The following is a 10,444-nucleotide window of genomic DNA, read 5'->3' on the forward strand; positions in this document are numbered from 1 at the left end:
CCCAGAACGACCCGGCAGCCGCCAACATCACCGCCGCCCAGATGGACGACTTCATCACCACCCAGGTCGAGCCGCAATTCCTGGACTCCGGCTGGCAAACCAACTGGTCGAGCGCTACCGACGACCAGATCACCAGCCGCATTTCGCTGAACGAAACCACCCAGACTTCGGTCAGCGCCAACGAGCAGGGCATCCGCAAGCTCGCCATGGCGGCCGCCATGGTCAGCACTCTTGTCACCGGCAACATCAGCGAAGCCGCCCAGAATACGATCGCCAGCCGCGCGCAGGAACTGGTCGGCGAGGCCATCGGCGGCATCGTCCAGGTGCGGTCCGAGGTGGGCCTGGCCCAGAAGCGCGTGTCCGATGCCAGCGACCGCATGAAGACGCAGGTCGATCTCTTCGAGAAGCATATCGTCGACCTCGAAGGCGTCGATCCCGCCGAAGCCGCCACCCGCGTGGCCGACCTGACCCAGCATATCGAAACGTCCTTCGCCTTGACCGCGCGCCTGCAGCAGCTCAGCCTGCTGAACTATCTCACCTGAACACATAAACCGGAACGGCAGAGCTCCGACGATGTATCAATTCTCCTACGCCGACATCCAGACCGACTCCGTCGCCGACGCCAAGGATCGGGAGCGGCAATTGCTCACCCGATCGATCGATATGCTGGCCGCGGCGGCTGCCGTCGGGCCGGAGTCGATGGAAGCGGTCGAGGCACTGCACTTCACCAACCGCATCTGGACCACCTTCGTCGAGGACCTTGGCTCCAGCGACAATGCGCTGCCCAAGGAACTGCGCGCCAACCTGATCTCCATCGGCCTGTGGCTGCTGCGCGAGACGGAAGACATTCGCCAAGGCCGCGCCAACAATTTCGAAGGACTGATCGAGGTCTCCCAGATCATCCGAGACGGCATCCAATGACCAACACGCTGAAGATCTCGCTGAAGCCGAACGAGAAGATCTACATCAATGGCGCCGTCATCCGCGTCGACCGCAAGGTCACCATCGAGCTGATGAACGATGTCCAGTTCCTGCTCGAAAGCCATGTCATCCAGGCCGAGCAGGCCTCGACGCCGCTCAGGCAGCTCTACTTCATCGTGCAGATCATGCTGGTGAACCCGTTGGGCGCCTCCGAGGCGCGCGACATGTTCCGCCGCTCGCTGCCGATGCTCATTGCAACCTTCGACAATCCGGACATCTGCAACGCGCTGAAGCAGATCGACCGCATGGTCGGCGAGGATCACATCTACGAGGCGCTGAAGGCGATACGAGCGCTCTATCCGCTCGAGCGCCAGGCGCTCAACGGCGATGAAGACATTTCCGAAGCGCCGCGCGCGCTGGCTGTGGGAGCATAAAGATGGCCGTGGATATGACGACGACGATCCCGGTTGGCGCCAACCAGGCAAGTCAGCAGACCTCGAAGACGGCGGTCGACTACCAGTCGTTCCTGAAGCTCTTGATTGCCGAGATGAAGAACCAGGATCCGACCAAACCGATGGATTCGACGCAGTATGTCGCGCAGCTCGCGACCTTCTCGCAGGTCGAGCAGTCGGTGCAGACCAATAGCAAGCTCGATCAGATCATGCAGTCCTCGGCGCTGTCGCAGGCCGATGCGCTGATCGGCCGTTCGATCACCTCCGCCGACGGCAAGACCACGGGAACGGTGGCTTCGGTGAAGCTCGCCAGCAGCGGCCTGATCGCGGTGCTGCAGGACGGAACCGAGATCCCCGTCGGCGCGGGCGTGTCGATCAAGCCGGCCGCCTAAGCAGGTCTCCCGAAAGTGGGTCCGGTTTCGGGACAAAGACATGCTTGAAATCAAAAAGCCTGAAGCAGGTCGCGTGAATCCTTTTTCACGCGACCTGCTTTAGCCGGTTTCGCAAGGGGCTGCCCATGAATGAGGCCGACGCCCTCGATATCGTCCAGTACGCGGTGTGGACGGTGCTTACCGCATCCGCGCCGGTCGTGCTTGTGGCGATGGCGGTCGGCATCGGCATCGCGCTCATCCAGGCGCTGACCCAGATCCAGGAAATCACCCTCACCTTCGTGCCCAAGATCGTCGCCATCATGCTAGTGGTGGCGCTGACCGGTCCGTTCATCGGCAGCCAGATCTCAGCCTTCACCAACGTCATCTTCGAACGCATCGAGCACGGCTTCTGACGCACGCCTGTCGCGGGCGCTGGGCCACTCCACTTGCAGCCGGTCTCGGACGGAAAACCGCTACGCACTTTTCCTGGAATTGCTCTAGATTGTGAGCCGCGCCGACTTCGGCGGCGTCTTTGGAATTCGGACAGACTTCGGGAAGCCATGGATCAGGCAGAAGCGGCCGGCGGGCCATGTGCGGGATAGCCGGCGTCTGGCGAAAGCGCGATCCGATCGGCGCCGGCGATCTTTCCGACATCGCCCGCATGATGCAGGCGCTGGCGCATCGAGGTCCCGACGATCACGATAGCTGGAACGGCGCCAGGCTGGCGCTCGGCCATCGCCGGCTCACCATCATCGACCCCTCGCCCGCCGCGCGAGAACCCATGCTCACATCCGACGGGCAAGGCGTCCTTTGCTACAATGGCGAAGTCTACAACTACCGTTCGCTGCGCAAGACGCTGGAAGCCGAAGGCCTCGAGTTCCGCACGGTCTCCGACACCGAGGTGGTGCTCCAGGCCCTGCACCACTGGGGCGTCGAAAAAGCTGTGCCACTGTTCGACGGCATGTTTGCCTTCGCCTATTTCGATCAGCGCGACGGCGCGTTGTGGCTTGCCCGAGACAGGCTTGGCATCAAGCCGATATCGGTAGCCGACACCGCAGACCGGCTGCTGTTCGCCTCCGAGGACAAGGCGATCCTCGCCTGCCACGACGTCCCGCGCAGGGTCGACGCGCGCGAGCTCACCTTGCGGCTTGCCTGGCAGACCCGCGATTCCAGCTACAGCGTCTTCGAAGGCATCGAGCGCCTGCCTCCCGCCGGTCTCTGGAAGATCAGCGACGGCGGCATCGAGAAGCAGCATTTCTGGCATGTGCTCGACATCCTGGAGACATCGCGCATCGTCGACGACAGGACGTCCGACGCCGAGCATATGGCGAGCCTTGAGGCGCTGCTCGAACAAAGCGTCAAGTTGCATTGCATCGCAGACGCCAGCCTCGCCACAGCCTGCAGCGGCGGCATCGATTCCGGCCTGATCACGGCACTCGCCAAGCGCTACAGGCCGGAGATGCACGGCTATGTCGTCGATCCCAAGCTCGGCCGCAGCGAGGCCGAAAGCGCCGAGCGGACCGGCCGCCACGTCGGCGTCAACCTACGTCGCGTGGCTGTCGACAGGGATCGCTTCCTCGAGCTGTGGCCGCGCGCGGTCTGGCATCTCGAAAGCGACGGCTGGCACGCCAGCGTGGCGGGCCTGCTGGCGCTCGCGGATCAGTGCCGCGCCGACGGCGTCAAGGTGCTGCTCACCGGCGAAGGTTCGGACGAGCTGTTCGGCGGCTATAAATGGCAGGCGTCGACCATCAGGCTTTGGCGTCAGTCATGGCTGCGACGCCTGTTTCGTCCGAAGGCCGCCCGGGACCGGAAATTCGCGCGGCTTCGTCGCGCCCCGTTCCGCAATTCGATCGGCCGGGGATCGCCCTGGGACCGCAACATCGTGCTGCGCGCGCTCTCGCCGGAACTGAACTTCCTGCAAACCAAGCTGTTCGATCGGCTGGATGGCGTCAGCCCGGACGGCGACCGCGCCTTCCTGGCAAGCTGCCTCTACGATCTCTATTCTCATCTGCAGGACCTGCTGCACCGGCATGACCGCCTCAGCATGGCCGCTTCGGTCGAACTGCGCGTTCCCTTTCTGGAGAACCGGCTGATCGATTTCGCGATGCATCTGCCGAGACGGCACAAATATCGCAACAGGACCGGCAAATGGCTGCTGAAGAAGGTCGCCGAAGGTTATCTGCCGCGTGAAAACATCTATGCGGCAAAGAATGGCTTCGAGATGTCCGGCGCCTTTTCGGCCGGCACGCAGGGGCTGCTGCGCGGCGGCTTCCTGCGCGACGCCATGAAATGGTCGGCATCGGAGCTGGACGACCTCATCGACATGGCCGGGAGCGAAGAATCGTCGAGACTGCGCCTCGTCGGCATGGAGATGCTGCTGAGACTGTATTTGGGCGGCGAGGCCGCAGGCAGCCTCACCGAGGCGCTGCACGCCGAGACCAGGGGCGCGAAATAGGCAAGGGTTGGTCCAGACCGGCAAGATGCTTGGCTTAAACCTTCGCCGACGCATTTTCGCCTTTGCCTTCCTGTTGTTGGGCCGCGATCCTTTTGGCGAGTCGCCGGCGCGACCCTGGCGCGCGGCAAGCGCGAGGCAGCAGATGAAGGCGGAACAGCGACCATGATCGACGACGAGCCGGAAAGCGAACGCGTCTCGGCGCTGGCGCCGTTCCGGCACAGCATCTTCCGCGCCGTCTGGTCGGCCAGCCTGGTGTCGAATTTCGGCGGTCTGATCCAGGGCGTAGGCGCCGCCTGGATGATGACCACGATCGCCACCTCGTCCTACCAGGTGGCGCTGGTCCAGGCCTCGACCACCTTGCCGATCATGCTGTTCGCGCTCATTGCCGGCGCCATCGCCGACAGCTTCAACCGCCGCAAGGTCATGCTGGTGGCGCAGACCTTCATGCTGGTCGTCTCGGCGCTGCTCACCGTGTTCACCTGGTTCGGCTGGATGACGCCGTGGACACTGCTTGCCTTCACTTTCCTGATCGACAGCGGCACGGCGCTGAACAGCCCGTCATGGCAGGCCTCGGTCGGCGACATGGTGCCGCGCGCCAAGGTGCCGGCGGCGATCGCGCTCAACTCGATGGGCTTCAACATCACACGCAGCGTCGGCCCGGCGATCGGCGGCGTCATCGTTGCCGCCGCGGGTGCGGCCGCCGCCTTCGCCGCCAACGCCATCAGCTATATCGGGCTGATTGTCGTGCTGTTCCGCTGGAAGCCGGAAATGCCGGCGCCGACGCTGCCGCGCGAGGCGCTCGGCGCCGCGATGAGCGCCGGTCTGCGCTATGTCGCCATGTCGCCCAACATCGCCAAGGTGCTGGTCCGGGGTTTTGCTTTCGGCTTCAGCGCCGGCGCGGTGCTGGCGCTCCTGCCTCTGGTGGCGCGCGACGTCGTCAAGGGCGACGCCTTGACCTATGGCATCATGCTCGGCGCCTTCGGCATCGGCGCGGTCGGCGGCGCGCTGATCAGCGTGCGGCTGAGGCAGTTGCTCTCCTCAGAAACGATGGTGCGCGCCGCCTTCGCCGGCTTCGCGCTCTGCGCCTTCAACGCCGCCGTCAGCCACAATGCCTGGCAGACATCGGCGGGCCTGCTCATCGGCGGCGCCTGCTGGGTGATCGCGCTTTCGCATTTCAACGTCACGGTGCAGATGTCGACGCCGCGCTGGGTGGTCGGCCGCGTGCTGTCGATCTACCAGACGGCGACCTTCGGTGGCATTGCGCTGGGGAGCTGGATTTGGGGCGTCGTCGCCGATGCCCATGGCGCCGAGACTGCGTTGATGGCGGCCGCCGTCGCCATGCTGGCGGGTGGCGCCATCGGCTTGTTCCTGCCGTTGCCGAAGCAGACGGTTCTCAACCTCGACCCCCTCAACCGGTTCAAGGAGCCGATGCTGTCGCTCGACCTGAAGCCGCGCAGCGGACCGATCGCCATCATGATCGAGTACATCATCCGCGAGGAAGATGTGCCGGAGTTCCTCGCCACCATGGCCGAGCGCGGCCGCATCCGCCGCCGCGACGGCGCCCGCAACTGGACGCTCGCGCGCGATCTCGAAAATCCAGGCATCTGGATCGAGCACTACCACACGCCGACCTGGGTCGAGTACATCCGCCACAACAGGCGCGCCACCTATGCCGATGCCGTGGTCGGCGAACGCATCCGCGCGCTCCACAGCGGCGAGAACCCGCCGCGCGTGCGCCGCATGATCGAACGCCCGACCACTGCCGGCACGGCGCTCGTCTCACCAAGGGGGCCGATCGATCACTAATCCGCGTCTTTCGGCTCGAAAGATCTGCCTTTCGATCAGCCGGCGCTCTGGATCATGTAGAGCTTGCGCGTCGTCTCGCGGATCAGCCATTCGCCCTTCCAACCTTGCGGCAGGACGAGAAGGTCGCCCGGACCGAGCTCGCGTATCTCGCCATCGGCGCGGCTGACTGCGGCCCGGCCCGAGATGATGTGGCAGATTTCCGACGAGCCTGAGCGATCGGCGCTGAAGCGGCCGGGCGTGCACTCCCATATGCCGATATCGACAGTTCCGTCCGGCGATTGGAAAAGCGAGCGCGCGGCCTCGACCTGACTGCCTTCGATAGATGTCGGCTTGGGCGAAAACGCGCCGATATCGGCCTTGGCGAGGTCGTGGAAAGTCGAAAGGTCGATCAAGTTGGGCTCCATGGATCAGAGCAATTCCAGGAAAAGTGTGCAGCGGTTTTCCGCCCGGATTGCTAAGAAACAAATGGTTAGAGGTTCAGCGGTTCTATGAAACGCCGGACCGCTCTAGTGGCCAGTGATGCTGTCGGCCAAGGCGGCAAGCTTCGAAGTATGCGCGAGCCCCGCGGCCTCGCGTTCGTCGGCGATGCGGTAGAGCTGGTACATAGAGTGGACGCCGAGCCAGCGGAACGGTTCCGGCTCCCATGGCCGGACCTTGCGGTTGACCCAAGGCAACCGTGTAAGATCGGTCTCGTCGCCGAGGATCAGGTCGGCAAGCGTGCGCCCCGACAGGTTGGAGCTCGAGACGCCGAGCCCGACATAGCCGCCGGCCCAACCGATACGCGTCTTGGGATCGAGGCCGACCGTCGTGCACCAGTCGCGCGGCACGCCGAGCACGCCGCACCACGCGTGGTCGATGCGGCAACCCGCCGTCTGCGGCAACAGCGTCGTCAGGATCGTGTGCAACTGGTCGATCGTCGCCTGCTGCGTCTGGCCGTTGACGTCGGTGCGCGAGCCGTAGCGATAAGGCACGCCGCGGCCGCCCATGGTGATGCGCCCCTCGCGCGTGCGCTGGGCATAGCAATAGGCATGCGCCGCGTTGCCGAGCAGCTCATGCCCTTCCCAGCCGATCTCGCGCCAGAGCTCCAGCGACAGCGGCTCGGTGGCGATCTGCCCGCTGTTGAGCGCCAGCCAGGTCCGCTCTTCCCCCGGAATGCCGGCGGTGAACCCTTCGGTCGCGCGGATGACGGTTTCGGCCCGCACCGTGCCTCGGTCGGTGGTCACGCTGCCCTTGGCGATGGACGTCACTGTGGTCTTTTCGTAGATCGGCACGCCGAGCCGTTCGACCGCCTGCGCCAGTCCGCGCACCAGCTTGGCCGGCTGCACACGCGCCTGGCCGTGGATGACGAAGCCGCCCATGACATTTTTGATGTTGATGCGCGCGCGTGTCGCGGCGGCATCGAGCAGCTCGATGCGGTTGGGGTCGGCATCCCAGGAGCGGATCGTCTCGCATTCCTCGCGCACGCGCTCGAGCTGCGCCGGATTGGTGGCGACCGTCAGATTGTCGGCGCGGCGGACATCGGCGTCGATACCTTCCGCCGTCGCCACCCGGATGACTTCGTCGACGCAGCCCGCCATCGCCTTCTGCATGGCGCTCACGCCTTGCCGGGTCGAGGTCTTGAGATATTTTTCGCGCGACCAGCCGAAGCCGCCCGACAGCCAGCCGCCATTGCGCCCCGAGGCGCCGAAGCCGGCGAACTCGCGCTCGAGGAGCACGATGCGGAGCGAAGGCTTCGCCTTCTTCAGATAATAGGCGGTCCAGAGCCCGGTATAACCGGCGCCGACGATCGCGACGTCGGCTTCGATGTCGCCGGGCAAAGGCGGACGCGGGGCGGGAACCGCGCCCAGATCCGCATACCAGAACGAGATGTCGCCGTTGCGCTTGACTTGCATGGGATGATTCCTGGGAGAAGTGCCGATCAGGTCTGCGTCGCTTCTTTGCCACAAGCCTGGCGTCGTCGCCAGCGCAGCAAAATTCCCCACTCGCTCGCCGAGCTGGCTTGAGAAAAAGTTCGACTACCCCTCACCCGAGAGATCTCGCCGCGCCTTGTCGAGCTCCTCGGCGTAGCGCCGCATCAGATGGCTTTCAGTCAAAAGGCCGAGAACGATGCGGTCGTCGAAATCCTCGACGACAGCCAGCTCTTCAGCGCCTGCACGCTGGAAGGTCTCGGCGGCGGATTGCACATTCATCGATGGCACCAGCACCGCATCCTTGAACTGGGCCAGCGCCTTGACCGGCGTGGCGCCGTCGGAGAGATCGCTGTGCAACTCGGGGACGAGCAGGACGCCGGCATAGTGCTTGCCCTCTCCGACGGCGATGACGCGCTGGGCGGAACCGAGCGGGATTTCCTTGCGGAATTCGGCCAGAGTCGTCGCGGCATCGATGGTGCGGACGTCCTTGCGCATCATCGAGCCGACATTGAGGCTGCGCATCCAGCCGACATCGTGGGCGCTGCGGATCGTTTCGCCGCGCAGGTGGAAGCGCCAGGTCGAGAAGGAGTAGCCGAAAGTCTCGCGCACCAGGATCGCCGACATGATCGAAGCCGCCAGCACCACACCGGTAAGCGTGAGGTCGCGGGTGGACTCCAGCGCCAGGAAAGTCATCGTCAGCGGGCCGCCGACGACGCCGACGGCGAGCGAGGTCATGCCGACGACGGCGGCGACTGCAGGATCGATGCCTGTCGATGGCGCGGCGAGCGCCATAACGCCGGCAAAGACCTTGCCAAGCAGTGCGCCCAGGAACAGCGAAGCAAAGAACAGGCCGCCGCGGAAACCGGAGCCGAGCGAAATAGCCGAGGCGGCGAGCTTCAGCACGAAAACGCTCGCCACCACGGGAAGCGCGTAGTTCATGGCGAACTCGCGATGCAATGCGCCATGCCCGCTGGAAAGCACCTGCGGCGTGACCAGCCCGAGCAGCCCGACAACGATGCCGCCGACGAAAGGCCTGACCGAAGCGTCGATCGCCAGCCGCACGAAGATGCGCTCGACGATGCTCACCAGATGCATGATCGCGATGGACGCCGCCCCGCCGAGGAGTCCCAGCAGGAGGAACGGCACATACTGGCCGGCGGTCAGCGTCGGCAAACCCGCGAGTTCCAGCGGGAACGGTACGCCGCCGAACACTTCGGCCGTCAGCGAGGCCGCGATCGCCGCCGTCATCACCGGCGCGACATTGGCGACCGAATAGATACCGATGACCAGTTCGAAGCCGTAAAAGGCGCCGGTCAGCGGCGCGTCGAAGGCGGCCGCGATGGCGCCGGCGGCGCCGCAGCCGACCAGAATGCGCACGTCGTTGCGGCGGAGCCGGAAGGCACGCGCCAGCCGCGAGGCGATGCCGGAGCCGATCTGCGTATAGCCGGCTTCCAAACCGACCGAAGCGCCGAAGCCGCTGGAGATCATGGTCTGGCCGACGATGATGAAGGTATCGGTGAGCGACATGCGCCCGCCATAGAGCGCATTGGCCTCGATCGGGTCGACGGGTGTGCGGAACTTCCGCCTTCTCAGCCAGATCACCGAGAGGCCGAGCAGCAGGCCACCCATCGGCGGAAACATCGCCTGCACCGGATTGGCCAGCGAAAACATCGCCGAAAGCCGGCCGCCCGGCTGCACGTCGAAGAGCAGCCAGTGCATGCTTTGCACCAGCTCGCTCATGCCGGTGACCAGCGCGCCCGCGATCATGCCGACGAGGCCCGCCATCAGCACGATGACGATGCCGCGCGCCTCGAGCACGGGGATCGAATTGATCAGCACCGCCCGAAGCCGGCGGGCGTAGACTTGCGGTTCGTTTCTGGCAGGCAACGGAGAGGCTCGCCGGTATGCGGAGGGTGGAAAGCTGCCGTGCCTGATACGCGCGGCGGCATTGCGTGACAACCGCAATGCCGACCGCTTATGGCGCCATTTTGGCGCTGCGCCGATTAGTGATGTAGTGAACCCATCGCCTGTCGCAGCGAGTTCGAAGGTTCCGTCACACAGCCAAGCGGAAGTCGGCGCGCCAGCCGAGTTCGTGGACCGCCTTGTCGGTCGTGATATGGCCGTTCGGCTCCGCGACGTTGAACGCGCCCTGCGAACCGCGCTCGATGGAAAGCAGCGCAGCGTAGGCTGCGGCATCGACATGCACGGCCGGATCGGCAGCGGTCTCCGCTCCCGTGCCCGGCCCGTAAAGATGGCCATAGCGCAGCACGATGCCGGTCATGGGCGCTTCGAGAACCCGCCGTTCGAGCGCGATGACGCCGCCGACGCTGATGCCGCGGCCGCCTTCGGCGCCGCTGTCGAGCGGATCGGTTTCGGCGTGCGGCTCGGGTCCGGACGCATAGACCCAGGCAATGCTCTGCGCGATCAGGCGCCTGGCGCCGGCCGACTGCGCCGCGTCGACCAGATTTCGGGTCCCCTCGTCGCGAACGCGCGCATTTGCGATGATCGCCTCGCCCATCAGGGCGGGAT

10 protein-coding genes and 1 pseudogene are annotated in these 10,444 nt (G+C 65.2%); 7 read left to right on the forward strand and 4 right to left on the reverse strand.

All coding sequences use genetic code 11. The annotated features are described in order from the left end of the window. From EOA29_RS13370 to EOA29_RS13400, 7 genes are all read left to right on the forward strand, one after another. On the forward strand, positions 1-542 hold a 542-nt coding region (locus EOA29_RS13370; protein ID WP_127220990.1), incomplete at its 5' end, for a flagellar hook-associated family protein. 31 nt (positions 543-573) lie between these two features. Beyond that, positions 574-921: a flagellar biosynthesis regulator FlaF gene (gene flaF / locus EOA29_RS13375; protein WP_126092177.1), complete on the forward strand. Its 348-nt coding sequence runs from the start codon at positions 574-576 to the stop codon at positions 919-921. After that, complete coding sequence (gene flbT / locus EOA29_RS13380) at positions 918-1,355, forward strand: flagellar biosynthesis repressor FlbT (RefSeq protein ID WP_126092176.1); 438 nt, start codon at positions 918-920, stop codon at positions 1,353-1,355. The genes flaF and flbT overlap by 4 nt, the downstream gene beginning before the upstream one ends. A 2-nt stretch (positions 1,356-1,357) precedes the next feature. Continuing rightward, the gene (flgD, locus tag EOA29_RS13385) at positions 1,358-1,765 is read left to right on the forward strand and encodes a flagellar hook assembly protein FlgD (protein ID WP_126092175.1); all 408 of its coding nucleotides are present in this window, start codon (positions 1,358-1,360) and stop codon (positions 1,763-1,765) included. A 125-nt stretch (positions 1,766-1,890) separates the two neighbouring features. Beyond that, positions 1,891-2,157 (forward strand): flagellar biosynthesis protein FliQ, encoded by a 267-nt coding sequence (fliQ, locus tag EOA29_RS13390; RefSeq protein WP_027165133.1) that lies wholly within the window; start codon positions 1,891-1,893, stop codon positions 2,155-2,157. A gap of 176 nt (positions 2,158-2,333) precedes the next feature. After that, positions 2,334-4,199, forward strand: a complete 1,866-nt coding sequence (gene asnB / locus EOA29_RS13395; RefSeq protein ID WP_126092174.1) for an asparagine synthase (glutamine-hydrolyzing) — start codon at positions 2,334-2,336, stop codon at positions 4,197-4,199. Positions 4,200-4,361: 162 nt separating this feature from the next. Further along, positions 4,362-6,005: an MFS transporter gene (locus tag EOA29_RS13400; RefSeq protein WP_126092173.1), complete on the forward strand. Its 1,644-nt coding sequence runs from the start codon at positions 4,362-4,364 to the stop codon at positions 6,003-6,005. Positions 6,006-6,040: 35 nt separating this feature from the next. On the opposite strand, the gene EOA29_RS13405 is transcribed toward EOA29_RS13400, so the two are convergent. The 4 genes and pseudogenes from EOA29_RS13405 to EOA29_RS13420 form a co-directional block, all read right to left on the reverse strand. After that, entirely contained in the window at positions 6,041-6,409 is a 369-nt protein-coding gene (locus EOA29_RS13405; protein WP_126092172.1) for a cupin domain-containing protein, read from the reverse strand. Positions 6,410-6,511: 102 nt separating this feature from the next. After that, entirely contained in the window at positions 6,512-7,897 is a 1,386-nt protein-coding gene (locus EOA29_RS13410; protein WP_126092171.1) for an FAD-binding oxidoreductase, read from the reverse strand. A 123-nt stretch (positions 7,898-8,020) separates the two neighbouring features. Beyond that, positions 8,021-9,802 carry a chloride channel protein gene (locus EOA29_RS13415; protein WP_126092170.1) on the reverse strand — a complete coding sequence of 594 codons (1,782 nt, stop codon included), beginning with the start codon at positions 9,800-9,802 and terminating at the stop codon, positions 8,021-8,023. Positions 9,803-9,968: 166 nt separating this feature from the next. Further along, positions 9,969-10,444, reverse strand: a pseudogene (locus EOA29_RS13420) (NAD(P)-dependent oxidoreductase); the annotation flags it as partial.

The sequence above is a fragment of the Mesorhizobium sp. M1E.F.Ca.ET.063.01.1.1 genome, from assembly GCF_003998155.1.
Lineage (GTDB): Bacteria > Pseudomonadota > Alphaproteobacteria > Rhizobiales > Rhizobiaceae > Mesorhizobium.

What these genes read in the sequence shown, in the direction of transcription:
- flaF (WP_126092177.1), top strand. Translation starts at nt 574, where the DNA reads ATGTATCAATTCTCCTACGCCGACATCCAGACCGACTCCGTCGCCGAC.
- flbT (WP_126092176.1), top strand. Translation starts at nt 918, where the DNA reads ATGACCAACACGCTGAAGATCTCGCTGAAGCCGAACGAGAAGATCTAC.
- flgD (WP_126092175.1), top strand. Translation starts at nt 1,358, where the DNA reads ATGGCCGTGGATATGACGACGACGATCCCGGTTGGCGCCAACCAGGCA.
- fliQ (WP_027165133.1), top strand. Translation starts at nt 1,891, where the DNA reads ATGAATGAGGCCGACGCCCTCGATATCGTCCAGTACGCGGTGTGGACG.
- asnB (WP_126092174.1), top strand. Translation starts at nt 2,334, where the DNA reads ATGTGCGGGATAGCCGGCGTCTGGCGAAAGCGCGATCCGATCGGCGCC.
- EOA29_RS13400 (WP_126092173.1), top strand. Translation starts at nt 4,362, where the DNA reads ATGATCGACGACGAGCCGGAAAGCGAACGCGTCTCGGCGCTGGCGCCG.
- EOA29_RS13405 (WP_126092172.1), bottom strand. Translation starts at nt 6,409, where the DNA reads ATGGAGCCCAACTTGATCGACCTTTCGACTTTCCACGACCTCGCCAAG.
- EOA29_RS13410 (WP_126092171.1), bottom strand. Translation starts at nt 7,897, where the DNA reads ATGCAAGTCAAGCGCAACGGCGACATCTCGTTCTGGTATGCGGATCTG.